The sequence below is a fragment of the Kitasatospora sp. NPDC051984 genome (assembly GCF_044593455.1).
Taxonomy (GTDB): Bacteria; Actinomycetota; Actinomycetes; order Streptomycetales; family Streptomycetaceae; genus Kitasatospora.
The window spans coordinates 56112-79073 of the sequence record NZ_JBIUCB010000013.1; the positions used below are offsets into that span (position 1 = coordinate 56112).

At 70.9% G+C, this 22962-nt stretch carries 20 protein-coding genes; 16 read left to right on the forward strand and 4 right to left on the reverse strand.

The window, feature by feature from the left end:
* The first annotated feature begins 2 nt into the window (after positions 1-2).
* The 3 genes from sepF (at position 3) to ACIHEI_RS24060 (ending at position 2372) form a co-directional block, all read left to right on the forward strand.
* Positions 3-620 carry a cell division protein SepF gene (gene sepF, locus ACIHEI_RS24050; RefSeq protein WP_387643811.1) on the forward strand — a complete coding sequence of 206 codons (618 nt, stop codon included), beginning with the start codon at positions 3-5 and terminating at the stop codon, positions 618-620.
* Between the two features lie 77 nt (positions 621-697).
* On the forward strand, positions 698-988 hold the full coding sequence (locus ACIHEI_RS24055) for a YggT family protein (protein WP_033216891.1): 291 nt from the start codon (positions 698-700) through the stop codon (positions 986-988).
* Between the two features lie 46 nt (positions 989-1034).
* Positions 1035-2372 (forward strand): DivIVA domain-containing protein, encoded by a 1338-nt coding sequence (locus ACIHEI_RS24060; RefSeq protein WP_387643813.1) that lies wholly within the window; start codon positions 1035-1037, stop codon positions 2370-2372.
* 216 nt (positions 2373-2588) lie between these two features.
* Here the strand turns inward: ACIHEI_RS24060 and ileS are convergent, their stop codons facing one another.
* Entirely contained in the window at positions 2589-5720 is a 3132-nt protein-coding gene (gene ileS / locus ACIHEI_RS24065; protein WP_392955634.1) for an isoleucine--tRNA ligase, read from the reverse strand.
* A gap of 586 nt (positions 5721-6306) precedes the next feature.
* Between ileS and ACIHEI_RS24070 the strand changes: the two genes are divergently transcribed.
* The 6 genes from ACIHEI_RS24070 to ACIHEI_RS24095 all read left to right on the forward strand — a co-directional run bounded on the left by ACIHEI_RS24070 (position 6307) and on the right by ACIHEI_RS24095 (position 13180).
* Positions 6307-6807, forward strand: a complete 501-nt coding sequence (locus ACIHEI_RS24070) for a TraR/DksA family transcriptional regulator (protein WP_387643818.1) — start codon at positions 6307-6309, stop codon at positions 6805-6807.
* 125 nt (positions 6808-6932) lie between these two features.
* The gene (lspA, locus tag ACIHEI_RS24075; protein WP_396608106.1) at positions 6933-7622 is read left to right on the forward strand and encodes a signal peptidase II; all 690 of its coding nucleotides are present in this window, start codon (positions 6933-6935) and stop codon (positions 7620-7622) included.
* Positions 7623-7695: 73 nt separating this feature from the next.
* The gene (locus ACIHEI_RS24080) at positions 7696-8634 is read left to right on the forward strand and encodes an RluA family pseudouridine synthase (protein ID WP_387643821.1); all 939 of its coding nucleotides are present in this window, start codon (positions 7696-7698) and stop codon (positions 8632-8634) included.
* 1 nt (position 8635) lies between these two features.
* On the forward strand, positions 8636-9097 hold the full coding sequence (locus ACIHEI_RS24085) for a GNAT family N-acetyltransferase (protein WP_396608042.1): 462 nt from the start codon (positions 8636-8638) through the stop codon (positions 9095-9097).
* 502 nt (positions 9098-9599) lie between these two features.
* The gene (locus tag ACIHEI_RS24090; protein WP_396608043.1) at positions 9600-12329 is read left to right on the forward strand and encodes an alpha/beta fold hydrolase; all 2730 of its coding nucleotides are present in this window, start codon (positions 9600-9602) and stop codon (positions 12327-12329) included.
* A complete protein-coding gene (locus ACIHEI_RS24095) occupies positions 12326-13180 on the forward strand; it encodes an ABC transporter permease (RefSeq protein ID WP_396608044.1) in 855 nt (284 codons plus the stop codon). The genes ACIHEI_RS24090 and ACIHEI_RS24095 overlap by 4 nt, the downstream gene beginning before the upstream one ends.
* Before the next feature lie 39 nt (positions 13181-13219).
* On the opposite strand, the gene ACIHEI_RS24100 is transcribed toward ACIHEI_RS24095, so the two are convergent.
* Together ACIHEI_RS24100 and ACIHEI_RS24105 are read right to left on the reverse strand one after the other, a co-directional pair.
* The gene (locus ACIHEI_RS24100) at positions 13220-13774 is read right to left on the reverse strand and encodes a hypothetical protein (protein WP_396608045.1); all 555 of its coding nucleotides are present in this window, start codon (positions 13772-13774) and stop codon (positions 13220-13222) included.
* A 58-nt stretch (positions 13775-13832) separates the two neighbouring features.
* The gene (locus tag ACIHEI_RS24105) at positions 13833-15662 is read right to left on the reverse strand and encodes a protein kinase (RefSeq protein WP_396608046.1); all 1830 of its coding nucleotides are present in this window, start codon (positions 15660-15662) and stop codon (positions 13833-13835) included.
* A gap of 198 nt (positions 15663-15860) precedes the next feature.
* Here ACIHEI_RS24105 and ACIHEI_RS24110 point away from each other — a divergent pair, with 198 nt between their 5' ends.
* Entirely contained in the window at positions 15861-16733 is an 873-nt protein-coding gene (locus ACIHEI_RS24110; protein WP_387861123.1) for an MBL fold metallo-hydrolase, read from the forward strand.
* 4 nt (positions 16734-16737) lie between these two features.
* On the opposite strand, the gene ACIHEI_RS24115 is transcribed toward ACIHEI_RS24110, so the two are convergent.
* On the reverse strand, positions 16738-17712 hold the full coding sequence (locus tag ACIHEI_RS24115) for a serine protein kinase RIO (protein ID WP_396608047.1): 975 nt from the start codon (positions 17710-17712) through the stop codon (positions 16738-16740).
* 317 nt (positions 17713-18029) lie between these two features.
* Here ACIHEI_RS24115 and ACIHEI_RS24120 point away from each other — a divergent pair, with 317 nt between their 5' ends.
* From ACIHEI_RS24120 to ACIHEI_RS24145, 6 genes are all read left to right on the forward strand, one after another.
* Positions 18030-18377, forward strand: a complete 348-nt coding sequence (locus ACIHEI_RS24120) for a PadR family transcriptional regulator (protein WP_387645929.1) — start codon at positions 18030-18032, stop codon at positions 18375-18377.
* Positions 18374-19318 (forward strand): hypothetical protein, encoded by a 945-nt coding sequence (locus tag ACIHEI_RS24125; protein WP_396608048.1) that lies wholly within the window; start codon positions 18374-18376, stop codon positions 19316-19318. Before ACIHEI_RS24120 ends, ACIHEI_RS24125 begins: the two co-directional genes overlap by 4 nt.
* Before the next feature lie 92 nt (positions 19319-19410).
* Positions 19411-19590 (forward strand): hypothetical protein, encoded by a 180-nt coding sequence (locus ACIHEI_RS24130; protein WP_396608049.1) that lies wholly within the window; start codon positions 19411-19413, stop codon positions 19588-19590.
* A 64-nt stretch (positions 19591-19654) separates the two neighbouring features.
* Positions 19655-20071, forward strand: coding sequence for a helix-turn-helix domain-containing protein (locus ACIHEI_RS24135; protein WP_392948687.1), 417 nt, complete (start codon positions 19655-19657; stop codon positions 20069-20071).
* A complete protein-coding gene (locus ACIHEI_RS24140) occupies positions 20068-20430 on the forward strand; it encodes a DUF4180 domain-containing protein (protein WP_387863953.1) in 363 nt (120 codons plus the stop codon). Before ACIHEI_RS24135 ends, ACIHEI_RS24140 begins: the two co-directional genes overlap by 4 nt.
* A gap of 268 nt (positions 20431-20698) precedes the next feature.
* Positions 20699-22870, forward strand: coding sequence for a M9 family metallopeptidase (locus ACIHEI_RS24145; protein WP_396608107.1), 2172 nt, complete (start codon positions 20699-20701; stop codon positions 22868-22870).
* Positions 22871-22962 lie beyond the last annotated feature (92 nt).

The window sequence follows — 22962 nt, forward strand, 5'->3', positions numbered from 1 at the left end:
GCATGGCCGGCGCGATGCGCAAAATGGCGGTCTATCTCGGCCTGGTCGAGGACGAGACCTACGACAGCCAGGGGTACGACCCCGACGACGACTACGACACGGACCCGGAGCCGATCCGCACCGGTCGCACCGAGGACCTGCGGGCCGCGGCCCCCGCCGCGGCGGCCGCCGCGCAGCCGGCGCCCGTGGCCCAGATCGCGCCCCAGCCGGTGCCCGCCGCGGTGCCGATCCGTCAGGAGCAGCCGCGCATGGCTCCCGTGTCGTCCATCACATCCGAGCGCCACCGCAACCTGGAGAAGAGCACCCCGGTGATCATGCCCAAGGTCGTCAACGAACGAGAGCCCTACCGCATCACCACGCTGCACCCCCGGACCTACAACGAGGCCCGTACGATCGGGGAGCAGTTCCGTGGCGGCACGCCCGTGATCATGAATTTGACCGAGATGGACGACACGGATGCCAAGCGGCTCGTAGACTTCGCGGCTGGACTGGTCTTCGGTCTGCACGGCAGTATCGAGCGCGTGACACAGAAGGTGTTCCTCCTGTCGCCTGCTAACGTCGATGTCACGGCGGAGGACAAGGCTCGGATCGCCGAGGGTGGGTTCTTCAACCAGAGCTGACCCGGCCACGACTTTCTGTGTGGATCAGTTTGACAGTGCGTCACTGACGGACTGCCGGTCAGGGAGAGGGAGAAGTGATGGGAATCTTCGGTTCGGTGCTCTATTGGGTGCTGACCGTGTTCCTACTGATCCTGCTCTTCAGGCTGGTGATGGACTGGGTGTTCCAGTTCGCTCGATCGTGGCGTCCTGGGAAGGCCATGGTCGTGGTGCTGGAGGCCACGTACACTGTCACGGATCCGCCACTCAAGCTTCTTCGGCGATTCATCCCGCCGTTGCGTCTCGGGGGCGTGGCGCTCGACCTGTCCTTCTTCGTACTGATGATCATTGTGTATGTCCTGATCTCGCTCGTGCAGCGCCTGTCGTTCTGAACGATGCGACAGGATGCCGGTCCGACGATCACGTTGAGGTGAAGAGATGCCATTGACCCCCGAGGACGTTCGGAACAAGCAGTTCACGACCGTCCGGCTGCGCGAAGGCTATGACGAGGACGAGGTCGATGCCTTCCTCGACGAGGTCGAAGCCGAGCTGACCCGCCTGCTGCGCGAGAACGAGGACCTGCGCGCCAAGCTGGCGGCCGCCACCCGTGCTGCCGCGCAGAACCAGGCGAACATGCGCAAGGAGCAGCAGGCTCCGCAGGACGGCGGACGCCCCGGCGCTCCCGTGCCCGCCGCCATATCCGGCCCCCCGGTGCCCGGCCAGCAGCAGGGCCCCGGTCCGCAGCAGCTCGGTGGCCCGCAGCAGCTCGCCGGCCCCCAGCAGGGGATGGGCAACCAGCCGCTCGGCCTGCCGTCCGGCGCGCCGCAGCTGCCTGCCGGTCAGGGCGGCCCGATGGGCGGTCCGATGGGCAACCCGATGCAGCAGCAGCAGATGGGCCAGACCATGGGCGGCCAGCAGCAGCTGGTCCAGCCGATGGGCGGTCAGATGCTGCAGCCGATGGGCAACCCGATGCAGCAGCAGATGGGTCAGACCATGGGCGGCCAGCAGCTCGGCGGGCAGCAGCTCGGTGGGCAGCAGCTCCAGCCGATGGGTGGCCAGCAGCTGCAGCCGATGGGTGGCCCGATGGGCAACCCGATGCAGCAGCAGCAGGGTCCCGGTGGCGACAGCGCCGCCCGGGTGCTCGCGCTCGCCCAGCAGACCGCCGACCAGGCCATCTCCGAGGCCCGTTCCGAGGCCAACAAGATTGTCGGCGAGGCCCGCAGCCGTGCCGAGGGTCTGGAGCGCGACGCCCGTGCCAAGGCTGACGCGCTGGAGCGGGACGCGCAGGAGAAGCACCGCGTCGCGATGGGCTCGCTGGAGTCCGCCCGCGCCACGCTGGAGCGCAAGGTCGAGGACCTGCGTGCCTTCGAGCGCGAGTACCGCACGCGACTGAAGTCCTACCTGGAGACCCAGCTGCGTCAGCTGGAGTCACAGGCGGACGACTCGCTCGCCCCGCCGCGGATCCCCGCCACCGCGTCGCTGCCGCCGGCCGCGTCGTCGATGGCGCCCGCCGGTGCCGGCGCGATGTCCTCCTCGGCACCGTCGTTCGGGTCCACCCCGTCCTTCGGCGGCAACCAGTCCTTCGGTGGCAGCTCCTTCGGCAGCTCGGCCGGCACCCCGTCGTTCGGTGGCGCCTCGGCGAGCTCCAACGGGGCGATGGCGCCGGCGGGCATGACCCAGCCGATGGCGGCCGTGCGGCCGCAGCCTCCGCAGCCGATGCAGCAGGCTCCCGCTCCGATGCGAGGGTTCCTGATCGACGAGGACGGCGACAACTAGCGGTCCCGCAACGCGTAATCGAAAGGGCGCCCTTGGCCACGACGGCCGGGGGCGCCCTTCGCGTTTGCGCGTGGAGTCGGTGGGTCGGGCGCACAGAGATCCGCCCGGGGACGGGAGTTCGGTCCTCGGGCGGATCTTGCGGTTCGTGCGGGGTCGCTCGCGCGAGCGGGTGGGTGCGAGAAGGGGCGCTGGGGGTACCCCCAGCGCCCCTGACCGTTAGGCCCGTCGCAGCGTGAACTCCAGCGAGAGATTCTCGTCGGAGAAGCGGGGGGCGTCGGGGTCGGTGATGGTGAGGCCGAGGGACTCTGCCAGGACCTCGGCGGCGACCAGGGACTGGTGCTCGGTCAGCGCGGCGAGGGTGTCCTCGTCGGTGGTGGCGAGCTGGAGGTGGATGCGGTCGGCGACGTCGAGGCCGGAGTTCTTGCGGGCCTCCTGGATCTGGCGGATCGCGTCGCGGACCACGCCGAGGCGCTTGAGCTCGGGGGTGATCGCCAGGTCGAGGGCGACGGTCGCGCCGGACTCGTTGGCGACGGCCCAACCCTCGCGCGGGGTCTCGGTGATGACGACCTCGTCGGGGGAGAGGGCCACCGTCTCGCCGTTCAGTTCGACCGAGGTCTCGCCGGTGGCGCGCAGCTCCGCGGCGAGGCGGGCGGCGTCGGCCGCGGCGACGGCCTTGGCGACGTCCTGGACGCCCTTGCCGAAACGCTTGCCGAGGGCACGGAAGTTGGCCTTGGCGGAGGTGTCGACGAGGGAGCCGCCGACCGCGGCGAGGGACTCCAGGACGGAGACGTTGAGCTCTTCGGCGATCTGGGCGCGCAGGTCGGCGGGGAGTTCCTCCCAGCCCTGGGCGGCGATCAGCGCGCGGGACAGCGGCTGACGGGTCTTGACGCCGCTCTCGGCACGGGTGGCGCGGCCGAGTTCGACCAGGCGGCGGACCAGTGCCATGTGCTTGGAGAGCTCGGTGTCGATGAGCGTCTCGTCGGCGACCGGCCAGCTGCTGAGGTGGACGGAGAGCGGGGCGTCCGGGGTGACCGGGACGACCAGGTCCTGCCAGACCCGCTCGGTGATGAACGGGGTCAGCGGGGCCATCAGGCGGGTGACGGTCTCCAGCGCCTCGTGCAGGGTGGCGAGCGCGGCGGCGTCGCCCTGCCAGAAGCGGCGGCGGCCGCGGCGGACGTACCAGTTGGAGAGGTCGTCGACGAAGCCGGACAGCAGCTTGCCGGCCCGCTGGGTGTCGTACGCCTCGTAGGAAGCGTCCACCTCGCGCACCAGGGTGTGCAGTTCGGACAGCACCCAGCGGTCGAGCTGCGGGCGCTCGGCGGCGGACGGGTCGTTGGCCGAGGGGGCCCAGCCGGCGGTGCGGGCGTACAGGGCCTGGAAGGCGACGGTGTTCCAGTAGGTGAGGAGGGTCTTGCGGACCACCTCCTGGATCGTTCCGTGGCCGACCCGGCGGGCCGACCAGGGGGAGCCGCCGGCGGCCATGAACCAGCGGATCGCGTCGGCGCCGTGCTGGTCCATCAGCGGGATCGGCTGGAGGATGTTGCCCAGGTGCTTGGACATCTTCCGGCCGTCCTCGGCCAGGATGTGGCCCAGGCAGACGACGTTCTCGTAGCTGTTCTTGTCGAACACCAGGGTGCCGACGGCCATCAGCGTGTAGAACCAGCCGCGGGTCTGGTCGATCGCCTCGGAGATGAACTGCGCCGGGTAGCGCTGCTCGAACAGTTCCTTGTTGCGGTACGGGTAGCCGTACTGCGCGAACGGCATGGAGCCCGAGTCGTACCAGGCGTCGATCACCTCGGGCACCCGGACCGCGGTGGTGGAGCACTGCGGGCAGGGGAAGGTGACCTCGTCGATGAACGGGCGGTGCGGGTCGAGGGCCGACTGGTCGGTGCCGGTCAGCTCGGAGAGCTGGGCGAGCGAGCCGACGCAGGTCAGGTGGTCGTCCGCGCAGCGCCAGATCGGCAGCGGGGTGCCCCAGTAGCGGTTGCGGGACAGCGCCCAGTCGATGTTGTTGTTCAGCCAGTCGCCGAAGCGGCCGTGCTTGACCGTCTCCGGGTACCAGTTGGTGGCCTCGTTCTCACGGATCATCGCGTCCTTGACGGCGGTGGTCCGGATGTACCAGGACGGCTGCGCGTAGTACAGCAGCGCGGTGTGGCAGCGCCAGCAGTGCGGGTAGCTGTGCTCGTACGGGAGGTGACGGAACAGCAGGTCGCGGGCCTTCAGGTCGGCGACCAGGGTCTCGTCGGCCTTCTTGAAGAACACGCCGCCGACCAGTGGGACGTCCGCGGCGAAGGTGCCGTCGGTCTCCACCGGGTTGACCACGGGAAGGCCGTAGCGGCGGCAGGTCGCGAGGTCGTCGGCGCCGAAGGCGGGCGACTGGTGGACGATGCCGGTGCCGTCCTCGGTGGTGACGTAGTCGGCCGTCAGCACGTAGTGGGCGTCCGGGATCTCGACCAGCTCGAACGGGCGCTGGTAGGCCCAGCGCTCCATCTCGGCACCGGTGAAGGACTCGCCGGTGGTCTCCCAGCCTTCGCCGAGGGCCTTGGCGACCAGCGGTTCGGCGACCACCAGGCGCTCGTTGCCGTCGGTGGCGACCACGTAGGTCACCTCCGGGTGGACGGCTGCGGCGGTGTTGGAGACCAGGGTCCACGGGGTGGTGGTCCACACCAGCAGGGCGGCGTTGCCGGCCAGCGGGCCGGAGGTGAGCGGGAAGCGTACGAACACCGACGGGTCGACCACGGTCTCGTAGCCCTGGGCCAGCTCGTGGTCCGAGAGGCCGGTGCCGCAGCGCGGGCACCACGGGGCGACGCGGTGGTCCTGGACCAGCAGGCCCTTGTCGAAGATCTGCTGGAGCGACCACCAGACCGACTCGATGTAGGACGGGTCCATGGTGCGGTAGGCCTGGTCCATGTCGACCCAGTAGCCCATCCGCTCGGTGAGCTCGGCGAACGCGTCGGTGTACTGGGTGACCGACTCGCGGCACTTGGCGTTGAACTCGGCGATGCCGTACTTCTCGATGTCCGGCTTGCCGGAGAAGCCCAGCTCCTTCTCCACCGCGAGCTCCACCGGCAGGCCGTGGCAGTCCCAGCCGGCCTTGCGGGCCACGTGGTAGCCCTTCATGGTGCGGTAGCGCGGGAAGACGTCCTTGAAGACGCGGGCCTCGATGTGGTGGGCGCCCGGCATGCCGTTGGCGGTGGGCGGGCCCTCGTAGAACACCCACTCGGGGCGGCCCTCGGACTGCTCCAGGCTGCGCTGGAAGACCTTCTGGTCACGCCAGAAGGAAAGGATCTGGTGTTCGAGCACGGGCAGGTCAACCTGCGCGGGCACGGTGTTGTAGGTGGGCGACATGGGGTGCGTCTACCTCCGGCGGATGCGTGGACTGGCTCCGACGGAGGGACGAGACGGCGAGCCGCCCCGCGGTACCACCCTCCTTGACCGCGCGCGCTGCGGCCCTCTCTTTGGGTTTGCTGCCGGGTCTAGTAGGCCCTGTGAACCGGGCCGTTCTTCCGGCGGCTCCGGGGTGATCTTCCCGCCGTGCACACCCCCGGGCTCGCACCGTCCCCGGGTCGCTCATGGCTGCGTACGTCGGTACTCGTCCCATCTGCGCCTTGCACGGCCCAGTGTATCGGCCTCCGCAAGCCGTTTCGCGCACCCGTGAGCCGGGTCCCGGGTGGTTAGCCGGAGGCGTTCTGGGCACAACTTGTGCAGCGCCGGGACAGGCGGAGGCTGGGCGGGTGGGATCGAAGAAACGCTTCGGTATGTCCCGTTGTGGGGCGATTCGATGAGGTTTATCGTTCCGGGACCGGCAAGATCGTCGGGAACCGACGCATCTGATCATTCGTGAATGAGGTCGAAAGCCATGGCTGAGAAGGCGACAGGAACCGTGACCGCGAGGTCGCGCAAGGCCGTGGCGAGCGACCCAGGGGAGGGGACCGTGAGTACTGCGCGGCGAAAGACCGGTACCACCGGACACACCGCAGCCAGCAGCCGCACCCACGCGCCGGCCGGCTCCGGCGCGCGCGGCGCCGAGGCGGTGGACCCGGCCGAGCTGCCGGTCCGGCCCGGCGAAGAGCCGTGGACGGCCGCCGAAGTCGCCGAACTGCACGACGAACTGGCGGCCGACCTGCTGCGGCTGCGCTCCGAGATCGAGGCCTCCGAGGCCGCCATCGCCGGCCTGATGCGGGACTCCAACGACGGGGCGGGCGACGACCAGGTCGACGCCGGCACCAAGAACATCAACCGGGAGAGCGAGCTCTCGCTCGCCAACAACGCGCGCGACAGCCTCGCCCAGACCGAACGCGCGCTGGGCCGCCTCGAAGGCACCGGCTTCGGCCTGTGCGAGTCCTGCGGCCAGCCGGTCGGCAAGGCCCGACTGCAGGCCTTCCCGCGCGCCACCCTCTGCGTCAGCTGCAAGGCGAAGCAGGAGCGCCGCTGACCGTCGTCGCGACCCTGGGCCGTCCTGCACGCTGCACATTGTCGTACAGGGCGGCCAACGGGCCTACGGGTGTCGTACTCTCGTCCCCGTAACGACGACCGGCTTTTCCCACGGCAGCGGAGCGGATCATCAGTACGCCAGATTCCCACCAGACCCAGGACGACGCCGTCCCCACCTCTGCCACCGGGGCGGGTGACCGGGTGAGCTCCGCCGCGCCCGAGGAGCGCCGGGGCGAGGGTGGCGCGACTGCCGCCGACGGGGCGCGTGCGGTGGTTCGCCGGCGTCGGATCAGCGTGCTGATGGTCGTCGCGCTGCTCGTTTATCTGATCGACCTCGGCTCCAAGCTGCTGGTCGTCGCCAACCTGGAGGACCGCACCGCGCCGATCCGGGTGATCGGCGACTGGATGACCCTCCAGGTGATCCGCAACGGCGGTGCCGCGTTCGGCATGGGCGAGGCGCTGACGGTGCTGTTCACCGCCATCGCCGCCGGCGTCATCGTGGTGATCTGGCGGATCGCCCGCCGCCTGTACAGCCTGCCCTGGGCGATCGCCCTCGGCCTGCTGCTCGGCGGGGCGTTCGGCAACCTCACCGACCGGCTGTTCCGCTCGCCGTCGGTGTTCCGCGGCCACGTGGTCGACTTCATCTCGGTCCAGCACTTCGCGGTCTTCAACCTCGCGGACTCGGCGATCGTGTGCGGCGGGATCCTGGTGGTGCTGCTGTCGTTCCGCGGGTCCAACCCGGACGGGACCACGCACGGGGCGCCGACCTCGGAGAAGTCCGACGGCGAGGGCGAGGACGGGGAGTCCAAGGCCTGACTTCGGGCTTGCGGGGCGTTGAGGGCCCCACTGGCGGGAGAGGGGCCCGTGCGGGTCGGGCATACTCGGGTGGGTGAGTATCGCAGCGCAGACCCGTAGCCTCCCCGTACCCGACGGCCTGGAGGGCGAGCGGCTGGACGCCGCCCTGGCCCGGATGTTCGGGTTCTCCCGCACCAAGGCCGCCGAGCTCGCCGCCGAGGGCAAGGTCACCCTGGATGGCGCGGTCGCCGGGAAGTCGGACCGGGTCACCGCCGGATCCTGGCTGGAGGTCGAGATCCCCGCTCCCGCCGCGCCGGTGCAGATCGTCGCCGAAGCCGTCGAAGGCATGCGGATCATTCATGATGATGATCATGTCGTCGTCATTGACAAGCCCGTCGGCGTCGCCGCACACCCCAGCCCCGGCTGGACCGGCCCGACCGTGATCGGCGGACTGGCCGCCGCCGGCTACCGGATCTCCACCTCCGGCGCCGCCGAGCGCCAGGGCGTCGTGCACCGCCTCGACGTCGGCACCTCCGGGATCATGGTGGTCGCCAAGTCCGAGCGCGCCTACACCGACCTGAAGCGGCAGTTCCACGACCGGGTCACCGAGAAGAAGTACAACGCGCTCGTCCAGGGCCACCCCGACCCGATGTCCGGCACGGTGGACGCGCCGATCGGCCGGCACCCCAGCAGTGACTGGAAGTGGGCGGTCACCCGCGACGGCAAGCCGTCGGTCACGCACTACGACCTGATCGAGGCGTACCGGGCCGCCTCCCTGCTCGACATCAAGCTGGAGACCGGCCGCACCCACCAGATCCGGGTCCACATGTCCGCGCTGCGCCACCCCTGCGTCGGCGACCTCACCTACGGTGCGGATCCGACGCTCGCCAAGCGGCTCGGCCTGACCCGGCAGTGGCTGCACGCCGTCTCGCTCGGCTTCGAACACCCCGAGGACGGGCGCTGGGTCGAGTTCACCTCCGCCTACCCCGACGACCTGCAGCACGCGCTGGACGTCATCGCGGCGGAGAGCTGAGATGGCCGTCGTCATCCGGGTCGCGGTCGGGGAGGACGACCTCGCGGCGGTTTGGGCGGTGCGGCGGGCGGTGTTCGTCGAGGAGCAGGAGATTCCTGCCGAGCTGGAGTACGACGAATACGACGCGACGTCGGTGCATGTGCTGGCGGTCGGGGAGGACGGCGCTGCGCTGGGCACTGCGCGGCTGATCTGTGGCGCGGAGGCGCTGGGCCTCACCGGCGGGATCCAGGACCGGGTGCTGCTCGGGCGGCTTGCTGTGGTGCAGACTGCTCGGGGTACCGGCTTGGGGGCTGGGCTGGTGCGGGCCGTTGAGGAGTTGGGTCGGGAGCGCGGCGCGAAGGAGCTCGAGCTTCACGCGCAGGTACAGGCGCTGGGCTTCTACGAGCGGCTCGGGTATGCGGCTGAGGGGGCCGAGTACGACGATGCCGGGATTCCGCATCGGACGATGACGCGGGTGCTGTAGGTCGGTGGGTCGGTAGGTCGGTAGGTGATGAGGGGCTGCGGTCGAGGGTGGACCGCGGTCCCTCGTTGTTTTGGGCGCCTTTGGGGCGGCGGGGGTGGGGTGTGCCGGGGTGCGAGGGGTGCTGTGCGGGTGGGGGGTGGTTGGGGTTCTTTGCCCGCCCGCCCACCCGTGACCCGGCTGCGTAGGGAGGTGGGAGAGGGGCGTGGGTGGGGGAGTAGTGCGGGTGGGGGGTGGTTGGGGTTGTTCGCCCGCCCACCCGCCCGTGACCCGGCTGCGGAGGGGGAGGGCGAGGAGAGCGGCGGGCGGGGTGCGAGGGGCGCGGTGCGGGCAGTGGGGGAGGGGTGAGGGGCGGGGTGTGGGGGCGGGGTGGTTGGGGGTGTTTGTCTGGCCGTGACTTGGCTGCGGGTAAGGGGCGGTTGTCAGGGGGGAGGGGCGGGGTGGGGGGTGGAGCGGGGGTGGGTTAACGGGGGTCCTACTTGGGGCGTGGTTAGGATCGCTGGTTATGGGGTTTGTTGGGGTTTGGCGTAGGTGGGGGATGCGTCGGCGGGGGTTGGTGGCCGGTGGGGTGGGGGTTGCTCTGCTGGTGGGGGGTGGGGTGGCGGTTGCGGGGGCGGGGGCTCCGGTGGGGGTGCATCGGGAGGATCGGTTTTTGGAGGTGCCGGACGGGGGTGGGGCCGTTCGGATTGATACGTCGTTCTTTACGTCGGGTGGGGCGGGGCGGCGGCCGGCGATTTTGTTGGCGCATGGGTTTGGTGGGTCGAAGGACGGGGAGCGGGCGCGGGCCGAGGAGTTGGCTCGGGCGGGGTATGCGGTGTTGACGTGGTCGGCGCGGGGGTTCGGGGAGTCGTCGGGGCAGATCGGGCTGAACGATCCGGAGCGTGAGGTCGCGGATGTGTCGCGGCTGGTGGACTGGTTGGCGCAGCGGCCCGAGGTGCAGTTGGACGGGGAGGGGGATCCGCGGGTCGGGGTGACGGGGGCGTCGTACGGCGGGGCGGTGTCGCTGTTGGCGGCCGGTTACGACAAGCGGATTGATGCGATTGCGCCGCAGATCACCTGGTGGAATCTGGCGGATGCGCTGTTTCCGCAGGCGGCGCAGGGGAGTTCGGCTGCCGACGGGGTGTTCAAGAAGTTGTGGGCGGGGATTTTCTTTACGACCGGCTCGGCGGCGGGGCTGGGTGAGGGCGGGCCGAAGCAGCAGGTGCAGGGGCCGGTGGGGTGCGGGCGGTTCCGGGACGAGTTGTGTGCGATGTACAACCGGGTGGCGGCGGCCGGGCGGCCGGATGCGGACGCGGTGCGGGTGTTGGAGCGGTCGAGTCCGTCGTCGGTGGCGGATCGGATCAAGGTGCCGACGCTGGTGATCCAGGGGCAGCAGGATTCGCTGTTCCCGCTGGACCAGGGTGACCGGATCGCGAAGGCGGTGGCCGCGAACGGGGCGCCGGTGGCGGTGGACTGGTTCGGTGCGGGGCATGACGGCGGGCAGGAGAGCAGCACGCGCTCGGATGCTCGGGTGACGGCTTGGTTCGATCACTGGTTGAAGGGGAGCGGTGGGTCGACCGGGCCCGCGTTTCGGGTGACGCGTACCGGTGGCGTCGATTCGACGGGCTTTCAGGCGGTGCTGCGCGGCGCGGACGCCGATGTCTACCCCGGGTTGGGTGGGACGGCGCAGCGCAGTGTGGAGTTGACGGGCCGGGAGCAGAAGGTGGCGAACCCGCCGGGTGGTGCGCCGCCGAACATTTCGACGTTGCCGGGGATCGGGGCGTTGTCCCAGCTGTCAGCGGTGGGGGCGGATCTGTCGATCGATTTCCCCGGTCAGTTCGCGTCGTTCGAGTCCGCGCCGCTGGATGGGGCGTTGCACCTGACGGGTGCGCCGACGGTGGCGGTGCAGGTGGCGGCGGACGTGCCGGAGGCGGTGCTGTTCGCGAAGGTGTACGACGTCGCGCCGGACGGGAAGCAGTCGTTGCCGCAGCAGTTGGTCGCCCCGCTGCGGGTGACCGGGGCGGACGCGGCGGGTGGGCGGACCGTGCAGGTGACGCTGCCGGCCGTGGACCACGAGTTCCCGGCCGGGCACCGGTTGCGGCTGGTGCTGGCGTCCACCGACCTGGCGTACGCCTCGCCCGCGCAGGCCGCCACGTACACGCTGTCGGCGGCCGGGCCGTTGAGCGTGCCGACGGTGGACCAGTTGCGGACCGAGGCCGCGCCGGTGCCGGACCGGACGTGGGTGCTGCCGTTGGTGGCGTTGGCGATCGGTGCGCTGCTGGTGTTCGCGCGTCGGCGGCGGGGGGCGGCGCCAGCGCCGGATCCGGCGCTGGCCGGGGTGCCGTTGCAGATCACCGGGCTGTCGAAGAAGTACAAGGGGTCGGTGGACCGTTACGCGGTACGGGAGTTGTCGTTCCGGGTGGAGGCCGGGCAGGTGCTCGGTCTGCTCGGGCCGAACGGTGCGGGCAAGACCACCACGCTGCGGATGCTGATGGGTCTGATCCGTCCCGATGAGGGTGAGATCCGGGTGTTCGGGCATGCGATCCGTCCGGGTGCGCCGGTGCTGTCCCGGGTCGGCGCGTTCGTCGAGGGCGCGGGTTTCCTGCCGCACCTGAGCGGGCGGGCCAACCTGGAGTCGTACTGGGCGGCGACCGGGCGGCCCGTCGAGGACGCGCACTTCGCGGAGGCGCTGGAGATCGCCGGTCTCGGCGAGGCACTGGAGCGTGCGGTGCGGACGTATTCGCAGGGCATGCGGCAGCGGCTGGCGATCGCGCAGGCGATGTTGGGTCTGCCTGACTTGCTGATTCTGGACGAGCCGACCAATGGTCTCGACCCGCCGCAGATCCGTGAGATGCGGGAGGTGATGGTCCGGTACGCCGCTGCCGGGCGGACGGTCATCGTCTCCAGTCACCTGCTCGCCGAGGTCGAGCAGTCCTGCACGCACCTGGTGGTGATGGAGCGCGGCCGGCTGGTGGCGGCCGGGCCGACCTCGGAGATCACCGGTGCGGGCGAGCAGTTGCTGGTGAGTGTTGAGGAGGGGTACGGGGAGGCGGCTGCGGTCGCCGAGAAGCTGGCCGCGTTGGACGGGGTGGAGTCGGTGCAGGCGGCGGACGGCGGGCTGCTGGTCCGGCTGGACGGTCTGCCGGTGAGCCGGTTGACCGCCGAACTGGTGCGCCTGGGTGTGCCGGTGACGGGCATCGGTCCGCAGCGACGGCTGGAGGACGCCTTCCTGTCCCTGATCGGAGGAGCGGCATGAGTGCGGTGACGGATACGGCGGCCCCCGGGTACCGGCCGGGGCGGACGTTGCCGTTGCGGGTCGAGGCGATGCGGCAGTTGCGGCGGCGGCGCACCCTGGTGATCGGCGGGGTGCTGGCGGTGCTGCCGTTCATCGTGCTGGCGGCTTTTCAGATCGGGGGTCCGCCCGGGCGGGAGAACCGCACCACGTTCATCGAGCTGGCCAACGCGTCCGGCGTGAACTTCGCGACCACGCTGCTGTTCATGGGCACCGGGTTCCTGCTGGTGATCCCGGTGGCGCTGTTCTGCGGTGACACCGTGGCGTCCGAGGCGAGTTGGTCCTCGCTGCGCTACCTGCTGGCGGCGCCGGTGCCGCGGGCCCGGCTGCTGGCGCGGAAGTTCATCGTGGCGATGGTGTTCTCGGCCGCGGCGGTGGTGCTGCTGCCGGCTGTCGGCCTGGTGGTCGGGACCGCCGTGTACGGGTGGGGCGACCTGAAGCTCCCGACCGGGGTGACGCTGTCCGCGACCGAGGCGCTGCCGCGGCTGGCGCTCGCCGTGCTGTACGTGTTCCTCGCCGAGATCGTGGTCGGCGCGCTGGCGTTCTGGATCTCCACCGCGACGGACGCTCCGCTGGGGGCGGTGGGCGGGGCGGTGTTCGCGTCGATCATCACCGGCGTGCTGGACGCCGTCACCGCGCTCGGTTCGCTGCGGGAGTGGTTCCCCGCGCACTGGCAGTACGCGTGGGCGGACGCGTTGCAGCCGCAGCTGGAGTGGGGCGGGATGGTGCAGGGCGTGGTGCTGTCGCTGTCGTACTCGGTGGTGCTGCTGGCGCTGGCGTTCCGGGGGTTCGCGACGAAGGACGTGGTGTCCTGAGGGTCGGTCGGGAGCTGCGGGCCTTGCCGGGGGCGGGGTTCAGCGGGCGCCGTCGCGGAGCAGGAGGAGGTCGAGGGACTGAGCTTGGGCGTGGGAGGCCCAGGTGGGGAGGTGTTGGGTGAGGAACCAGGCGGCCTCTTCGAGGTCTTCGTCGTCAAGGTTGGCGGTGGGGTGGGCGGGGAGGGTGTCGGGGCTGAGGGCGGTGAGGTCGGCCAGGACGGCGGGGAGGGAGGCCTGCGGGGTGAGGGTGGGGTAGGGCCAGGGCCAGTCGTCGGTGGCGCCGTCGGGCCAGGGCCAGCGGCGGGACCAGAGGGTGGTGAGGGCGGGCAGGCGCAGGGTGCGGAAGACGTCGGTGAGTTCGTCCCAGTGGCGGCCGGTGAGGACGGCCTCGCCGAGTGGGGTGCCGAGGGTGCCCGCGAGGGTGGGCAGCAGGGCGGTGTAGCGGGAGTCCGCGTCGGCACGCAGGCGGCCGGAGAGCAGCTCGGTGAGGGCCGCGGAGCGCGGGACGCCCGGCAGCCCCGGCCCGCCCGAGCCGGGCAGGCGCAGCAGCAGCGCGGCGTCCACCGCGAAGGCGGTGACGTACTGTTCGGCCATGTCCGGCACTCTTCCCGAGGGGTGTGACAACTCCGTTGTGGTGTGGCGGAGTCGGGGGTCAGGAGAAGCGGAAGAGTTGGGACCTGCTGCCGGGTGAGCACGTGGTGGCGGTCAGCTGCTGCCCGGCCCCCGAGTCCGTGAGGCAGGCGTTGGCGTAGCCGACCCCGAGTTGGAACATGCCCGAGCCCGCGTCGGTGACGACGAAGTCGGTGAGGTCGTTGTAATTGGTGGAACCGGCGAGTTCGGCGAATGAGGAACCGAGGTAGTTGATCCCCAGCTTGACGCCGCTGCTGCTCTTGCAGGCAATGAAGTTGGTGCGGTTGGTGGCATCGGTGGTCTTCACCCACCCGAAGGAGGTGTTGCTGCCCGACATCACGGTGACGCCCGCGATCAGCGCGTCCGAGCCGAGGCCGGCGGCCTGGCCGGTGCCGACGTTGACCAGCCGGCCCCAGCCGCTGCCGCCGCAGCCGGAGGCCGGGCCGTTGGTGGCGGGCTTGGAGGTGTTGGGGGCGGGCTGGGTCGGGGTGGAACCGCCGTCACCGCCGTTGTTCGAGCCACCGGACCCGCCGCCGTTCGAGCCGCCGGTGTTGTTGTTCGAGCCGCCGCCGTTCGAGCCGCCGGTGTTGGGGGTGCCGCCGTTGTTGTTGTTGTTCGAGGAACCGCCGTTGGTGGCACCGGAGTTGCCCTGGTCGGGTGCGCCGCCGCCGGGCTGGGTGGGGTTGCCGGACGGGTCGGTGGACGGCGGGCCGGAGGACTGGGGTGGCTGCTCCGGGCTGTTCGGGGCGGTGCCGGACGGGGAGCCGTTCGGGCTGGAAGTTGCCGGGCCGGTGGGGGAGTTGGCGCTGTTGGCGGATTCCGGGCGGTGCTGCCAGGGCAGCAGTTCGAGCTGCTGGGCGGTCACCCCGCCGCCGGTGACCAGCATCAGCGGCAGGACCAGGGTGACCAGTCGGCGGCGGCCGGCGCGTTCGGGGCGGTGGGGTGCGGTGGTGGCGTCCGGGGCGGCGACGGCGGGCGGGGCCTCGTCCGGGCCGGCGAGGGCCAGGACGGCGCCCAGGCCGGCCGGGGTGGACATCGCCTGGCGGGCGGCGAGGGCCATCGCGGCGGCGTCCGGGTAGCGGGCGCCGGGTTCCTTGGCGAGGGACTTCGCGACCACCGCGCGTACCGGCGCGGGCACCGTCTCCGGCAGCTCCGGCACCGGTTCGCGGACGTGCTTGAGCACCACTTCGAGCGGAGTGTCGCCGGTGAACGGCGGCTTCCCGGCGAGCAGTTCGTACAGCACCACGCCGACCGAGTACAGGTCGGAGGTGGCCGAGGCGTCCTTGCCCTCGGCGCGTTCCGGGGCCATGTACAGGGCGGTGCCGATCACCGCGTGGGCGGTGGTGATCCGGGTGTCGGCGAGCGTGCGGGCGATGCCGAAGTCGGTGACGGTGATCCGGCCGTCCTGGTCGATCATCAGGTTGGACGGCTTGATGTCGCGGTGCACGATGCCCTGCTGGTGCGCGGCGTGCAGGGCGTCCAGCATCTGCGCGGCGATGTCCAGCGCCCGGTCCGGCGGGAAGCTGCCGCGTCCCTTCGCCTTGTCGAGCGGCTTGCCGGTCAGCAGTTCCATCACGATGTACGCGATCTTCGCGGACGGGTCGGTGGCGTCCTCGCCGTAGTCGTGGATGTGCACGACGCCGCGGTGGTTCATCGCCGCCAGCACGGTCGCCTCGCGGCGGAAGCGGGCCGCGAAGACCTCGTCCTCCATCAGCGCCGGAAGGACGATCTTCACCGCGACCTGGCGGCCCAGCACCTGGTCGTCCGCGCGCCAGACCTCGCCCATGGCGCCGCTGCCGAGCCGCTCGGTGAGGGCGTAGCGGCCCCCGAGCACCGTCCCCCGACCCCACATGTCCCGTTTCCCCCGAGCATGGTGTACGACCCGTCAACAAGAGAGTCTGGCCGCCCGGACGCCCGATGGGAAGTCGGCCCGGCCCCTCTTCGCGCGCGACTCTACACGCCGCCGGGCACGTCTGTTCGAGCGGGAACGTTGTTACTGACGTGCGGTCAAGTGGCGGGCCGTGGAGGAAAGATACGGAGGAATGCCGCAGTGACGATCGACTTCACCACCGGACGGCCCGAGACGCGGCCGCTGGACGTCAGCTGGAACCACGGGTCGCCGTCGGCCAAGCACAACACCGACCCCGACCTGCAGGTGTACGCGTACGACGAGCACACCGTGATCCTGCGGCAGAACATGGCCGTCAACTACGAAGCGCCGTTCCTGTACCTGCTGTTCGGCAACGAGCGGGCCGTGCTGATCGACACCGGGGCCACCGCCGAGGCCGAGTACCTGCCGCTGCGGCGGACCGTGGACGAGCTGATCGACGGCTGGCTGGCGCGCAACCCCAGGGAGGACTACCGGCTGCTGGTGGTGCACACCCATGCGCACGGCGACCACGTCGCCGGGGACGGGCAGTTCGCCGACCGGCCGGGGACGGAGCTGGTGCCGGCCGGGAAGGACAGCGCCTGGCCGTGGTTCGGTTTCGACGCCGACCCGGAGGCCGTCGCCCGGATCGACCTCGGCGGGCGGGTGCTGGAGTGCCTGGCCACTCCCGGGCACCACGCCGCCTCGGTCACCTTCTACGACCCGTGGAGCGGATTCCTGCTCACCGGCGACACCGTGTACCCCGGCCGCCTGTACATCCAGGACTGGGCCGCGTTCAGCCACAGCATCGACCGGATGATCGAGCTGGCCGAACGGCGGCCCGTCACCCACGTGCTCGGCTGCCACATCGAGATGTCGGTCGAGCCGGGCCTCGACTACCCGATCCGGTACACCTACCAGCCGTACGAGGCGCCGCTGGAGCTCACCGTGGCGCACCTGTACGAGATCCGCGGGGCGCTCGGCGCGAATGCCGCGTGCGGCGGAGAACCGCGGCGGATCACGCTGCCGCGGTTCATCCTCTGGCCGAGCGAGTAGGTCGTCAGCGGCGGAGGCGGGCGTCGTCCGCCAGCGACTGCACCAGGGCCTCCACCCGCTCGGGCGGCAGGCCGCGGGAGACGAACCAGGCGCCGACATTGCGGACGTCCCGCTCCAGGAAGGACAGGCCGCGCGGGTTGGCCACCACGTCCACGATCTGCGGGACGTCGATGATCACCAGGCGGCCCTGGTGGACCAGGATGTTGTACGCCGAGAGGTCGCCGTGCGCGTAGCCGTCGTACGCCAGCAGTGAGAGGCTGCGGCCCAGCTGCTCCCAGAGGTCGTCGATGTCGGCCTCCTCGGCGCGCAGCTGGGCCAGCCGCGGGGCGGCAGTGCCGGCCTCGTCGCCGACGAACTCCATCAGGATCTCGGTGCCGGTGATCTGCACCGGGTAGGGCACGGCGACACCCGCCGACCACAGACGGCACAGCGCCGTGAACTCGGCCGCCGCCCACTGGCCGGCGATCGCCTCCTTGCCGAAGGCCGTGCGCTTGGCCATCGCCCGGCTGACCCGGGACTCCTTGTGCTGGCGGCCCTCCAGGTAGCCCGAGTCGCGGTGGAACATGCGGTGCTGGGAATCGCGGTAGCGCTTGGCCGCCATCAGGGTGCGGCGCTCGGTGCCCGGAACGCTGCGCTCCAGCAGGAAGACGTCGGCCTCCTTGCCGGTCTTCACGATGCCGAACTCGGTGTCGACGGCCGCGAGTTCGGTGATCACCCAGTCGGGGCGGGGCTGCGGGCCCTTCTCGGTCGGGGTGGACTGGTCCCAGGTGGACCAGCGGTCGCCCACGGCGGGGCCGTCGGTGGCCGGGGGGTTCTCGTTCTCGTCCTCGGAGCCGTCGAACTCGGCGTAGTCCTCGGAGGGGAAGTACAGGTACTCGGGCTCGGCGTCGTCGAAGCGGTCGGCCTTGCGGCCGCGACGGGAAGTGCCCTTGGGGCGGATACGGGAGAAGGAATCGCTGTCGGCAAAGCGCTCGCGCACTGCGGTGGCTCCTGAGGAGTGGCCCACCGGGGCGCGGAGTGACGCGCTGTCAGCCGGTGGGGAGAAGACGGGGGGAGGGGGCGTATGGCGCGCAGGCGAAAGCGCGCCGCGTCACGGCGGCAACCATCCTGGCCACACCTCCTCACTCGTCTCACCACCCGCGCATGAGTGCTTGCGGGCGGACTTGGACCACCTTAGTCAGCGGGCCGGTGGATGCAAATGGTTTTTTCGAGGGCCGGGGAGGGCGGGGGTCGGGCGTGCTGGGGCGCGATAGCTAAACCATCGACATATCTAAATGGTTGACCTATGGTGGCGGCATGACAGACCGTCAACTGCCCGAGCCGACACGGCTCGTGCTCACCGCGCTCGCCGACGAACCCCGGCACGGATACGCGATCCTCCAGGAAGTCCTGGCGATCACCGGCGGCCGGACCAAGATGCTCACCGGCACCCTGTACACGGCGCTGGACCGGCTGCTCCAGCAAGGGCTCATCCAGGTCGAGGGCGAGGAGGTCGTGAACGGGCGGCTGCGCCGCAGCTTCGCCCTGACCGACCAGGGCCGGCACACCCTGACCGGGGAGATGCGGCGGCTGCGCGCCGGGGCCGACGAGGCCGAACGGCGGCTCGCCCTCGGCGGGTTGCGGCTGAGCGGGGGGACGGCATGAGCCGCCTGTTCGTCGGGCTGCTGCGCCGCATCTACCCCGCCGGGTACCGGGTCGCGCACGGCGAGGAGATCGTCGCCGTCTTCGCCGAGTCGGTCCAGGACGCCGACCGCCGCACTGCCGTGCGCGAGTGGGTCGTCCTGGCCGCGCACGCGCTGCGGCTGCGCACCCGGCTCAGCTCGCGCGACCCGGCGGGCAGGGTGCTTGCCGGTGCGGCGCCGTTCCTGGTGGCCGGTGGGGCGGCGCTGGGCGCGGTCCAGCTCCTGACCCTGCTGTTCGAGCGCGGGCCGTACCAGCCACCGGTCGCGCTGGACGTCGCTCACGCCGCGCCCTGGGTCCTCGCCCTGCTGTGTGCCGCGCTCGGCCGTTGGGCCCCCGCCCGGGTCCTCGTCCTGCTCGCCGTCGTCGCGGCGCAGTTCGGTGAGGACGCGGAGTCCATCGGGGCCACCAGCCTGCTCGGGGTCTGGGCCGTCGTGGGCGCGTTGGTGCTTCTCGCCCCGCCGGACGCGGTCGACCTTTCGCGGCGCGGCCGTCATCGGGTCGTGGCCGCCGCGACGGCCGTCGCCCTGCCGATGAGTGGCATTGCCGTCCTGTGGCTCGGCTCCTGGGGCAAGGACTCCTCCAGCGTCCTGTTCCCGCCGATCATGCAGACCCCGATCGAGATGTCCTCCGCCTGGCCGGCGGTCGTCCTGGCCGTCGCGTACCTGCTGCACCTCGCCGACCCCGCCACCGGCCGGCTGCGGGCTGCCGGCGTGGCGCTGGCCGCCCTGCCCTGGGGGGCGATGGTGCCCCCGCCGCTCTACCGCAACGCCCCCGCCGAGCCGCGCGACCTGCTCCGCGACACTGTCGTCGTCCTCGTGTTCCTGGCCGCCGCCACTGTCGTCGGCCTCCGGCGCCGCAACCGCCTGGCCGGCGTGGCGGGGGCGCCGGATCCCTTGGCCTGAGCGGCAGTTGAGAGGCCCCGTCCGTCCCTGGAACCAGGGCGGCGGGGCCTCGTTCGTGTGGAGTCGGAAAGCCTCCGGAGCTCGGGCTGGAGATGTGGAACAAGGACGCGTGCGTGCAGATCGCCGTCAACAGCCGGGAGGTGACCGCTGACGTGCCGGCGGCGGATCACACGGTCTTCCTCCACTTCCGGTCGGGCGACGTGGAGCGCGCCGAGTGGCCGGCCCGGCAGGCCGGGCTGCGGGGGATCGGGCCGGCGGGGATGGGCTGGTAGCAGCGTTCTGCCGTATTCTTCCCTATCGGGTAGGCAAATGGGGAATGATGGGGAAGGATGCGGCGTGCAGGAGTTCTACTCCGTCGAGGATGTGGCCGAGCTGCTCGGGCTGCATGTGAAGACCGTCCGGGGCTATGTGCGGGACGGGAAGCTGAAGGCGGTGCGGATCGGGAAGCAGTACCGGATCGCGCGGGCGGAGGTGGAGGCGTTCACCGGGGGTGCCGAGGCGGTGGGCCCCTCGCGGGCGGAGGTTTCGGCCGTGGTGCAGGTGGACGGGGTGGGGCGCGGGGACGCGGATCGGCTGGTGACGGCGGTGCTGGCGGCGGCGTCGGCCTGGTCGTCGGGGGAGTCGCGGCCGTTGTGGGTGCAGGCGGTGCGGGACGAGGCGCGGGGCGGGTTGCGGTTCGTGGTGCTGGGGCCGCCGCGGCGGGTGGGGGATGTGCTCGGGTTGATCGAGGATCTGACGGGAGACGTGCGATGACGGTGGTTCGGGAGCTGGGCGGGGTCCAGGTGATGGTGTGCGGGGCGGAGGGCGCGCCGGTCGCCGGTGAGCAGGACGCGGTGGACCTGCTGGGGAACGCGTACTACCAGGGGGCGTCCTGGGTGGCGGTGCCGGTGGAGCGGTTCGCGGAGGAGTTCTTCCGGCTGCGCAGTGGGGTGGCGGGCGGGGTGGTGCAGAAGTTCGCCCAGTACCGGATGGGTCTCGCGGTGGTGGGGGACGTCGCACCGCACGTGGAGCGGTCGGACGCCCTGCGGGACTTCGTGCGGGAGAGCAATCGCGGGTTGCAGCTGTGGTTCGTCTCCGACGTGGAGGAGCTGGCGGGCCGGCTGGCCGGCTGAGAGGCATCAACTCCGGGGTTATGTGGGCCAGTTGATCCGGCCCCGAGGGGTTCCCGCGTGAGGTGACATGTGCAATTGTACATGTCACCCCCAGTCGTCGAGCTGGTCTCGACGGCGCATTCCCCCTCCGCCGCGCCCCCAACGCGCGGCGTCATATCGGCCCGGAGGCCCCCACGTGCGAACCTTCCGGATACCGTTCGCGTCCCCCGCGCGAACGTGGAGCCTGCTGCTTTCCTTCTGCCTGACCCTCGGCTTCCTCGCCGCCTTCGTGCCGGGCGCCCGGGCGGCCACCCCCACCGCTCCCACCGGCGAGCGGCCCGCGAAGGCGTCGAAGTCGGCGCCGCGCAGCACCGAGGCGGCCGAGCGCCGCAAGGACTCCGACCGCGACGTGCGGTCGGACGCCAGCAAGCGGCCGCCGCTCGCCGTCAAGAGCGAGCCGGAGCAGGCCAAGTCGCTGGTGGCGGCCGCCACTTGCAACGTCTCCGACTTCACCGGGAAGACCGGCGGCGCGCTGGTCGCCCAGATCAAGTCCGCCACCGTGGACTGCGTCAACTCGCTGTTCCTGCTCAAGGGCAACGACGCGAAACTGGCGTTCAACGAGGCGCAGATGGTCAGCGTGGCCAACGCGCTGCGCGACGTCTCCGCCAACTACCCGGGTGACGACTCCACTTCGGCCACCCAGATCGTGCTGTACCTGCGGGCCGGGTACTACGTGCAGTGGTACAACAAGGACGTGGTCGGCCCGTACGGTGCCAACCTGAAGTCCGCGATCGAGGGCGGCCTGGACGCCTTCTTCGCCGCCCCGCACTCGCAGGACGTGACCGACGCCAACGGCGCCACGCTGGGCGAGGCCGTCATCCTGATCGACAGCGCGGCCGAGAACGCCCGCTACCTGTCGGTCGTGAAGCGGCTGCTGAACGGCTACAACAGCAGCTACGACCCGTCCTGGTACATGGTCAACGCCGTCAACAACACGTACACCGTGCTCTGGCGCGGCCACCAGAACAGCGACTTCCTGCCCGCCGTCCAGGCCGACCCGAGCGTGCTGGACACCCTCCAGGCGTTCGCCACCCGCAACAGCGGCCTGCTCGGCGGGACCAACGACTTCCTGGTCTCCAACGCGGGCCGCGAACTCGGCCGGTTCCTCCAGTACCCGGCGATGCAGGCCAAGGTCCGGCCGCTGGTGAAGAGCCTGCTGGACCAGAGCGCGATCACCGGGCGGACCGCCACGCTGTGGGTCGGCCTGGCCGAGATGACCGACAGCTACGACAAGGCGAACTGCGCCTACTACGGCACCTGCGACCTGGCCAGCCGGCTGAAGGCCGCCGTCCTGACGGTCAACTACACGTGCAGCCCGAGCATTCGGATCCTCGCGCAGGCGCTGACCGCCGACCAGCTGAACACCGCCTGCACCAGCCTGAAGGGCCAGGACGCCTACTTCCACGGCGTGGTCCGGGACAGCGGCGCGGTGGCGAACGACAACAACACCACCATCGAGGTGGTGGTGTTCCACTCCAGCAGTGACTACCGGACCTACGCCGGCACCATCTTCGACATCTCCACCGACAACGGCGGCATGTACCTGGAGGGCGACCCGGCCACGGCCGGCAACCAGCCGCGGTTCATCGCCCACGAGGCCGAGTGGGTCCGTCCCGCCTTCCAGATCTGGAACCTCAACCACGAGTACACCCACTACCTCGACGGCCGGTTCGACATGTACGGCGACTTCGACGCCGGCATGACCACCCCGACCGTCTGGTGGGTCGAGGGCTTCGCCGAGTACATCTCCTACGCGTACCGGGGCGTCGAGTACACCGACGCGATCACCCAGGCCGGGCAGCACACCTACGCGCTGTCCACCCTGTTCGACACCACCTACAACAACGCCGACCAGACCAGGGTCTACAACTGGGGCTACCTGGCGGTCCGTTACATGCTCCAGTCGCACCGCGCCGACATGGACGCCGTGCTCGCCAAGTACCGCACCGGTGACTGGGCCGGCGCCCGGACGATCCTGAAGACCACCATCGGCACCCGCTACGACGCCGACTTCAACAACTGGCTGACCGCCTGCAACACCGGCAACTGCGGTCCGGCCGTGCCGAGCGTCCCCGAGTGCACCGGCTCCGACACCCGGCAGCTCGACAAGAACTGCGGCCGCTCCAACGTCGCCGCCACCGTCCAGAACTACGCGTACTTCTACCTGTGGGTGCCGGCCGGCACCACCAGCCTCACCATCACCACCTCCGGTGGCACCGGCAACGCCGACCTGTACTACAACGGCAGCAACTGGGCCACCACCGGCTCGTACACCGCCAAGTCCACCGGCAGCGGCAACAACGAGACGCTGACCATCACCAACCCGCCCGCCGGGTACAACTACATCAGCCTGTACGGCCAGCAGGCGTTCAGCGGAGCCTCGGTCAGCACCTCGTACTGACCGCGCTCGGCACGAGCGGCCCGGCCCACCCAGCGGTGGGCCGGGCCCCGTCGCGTTCCCGGATGGGAGATCATGGACGGTCGAGCACCCGA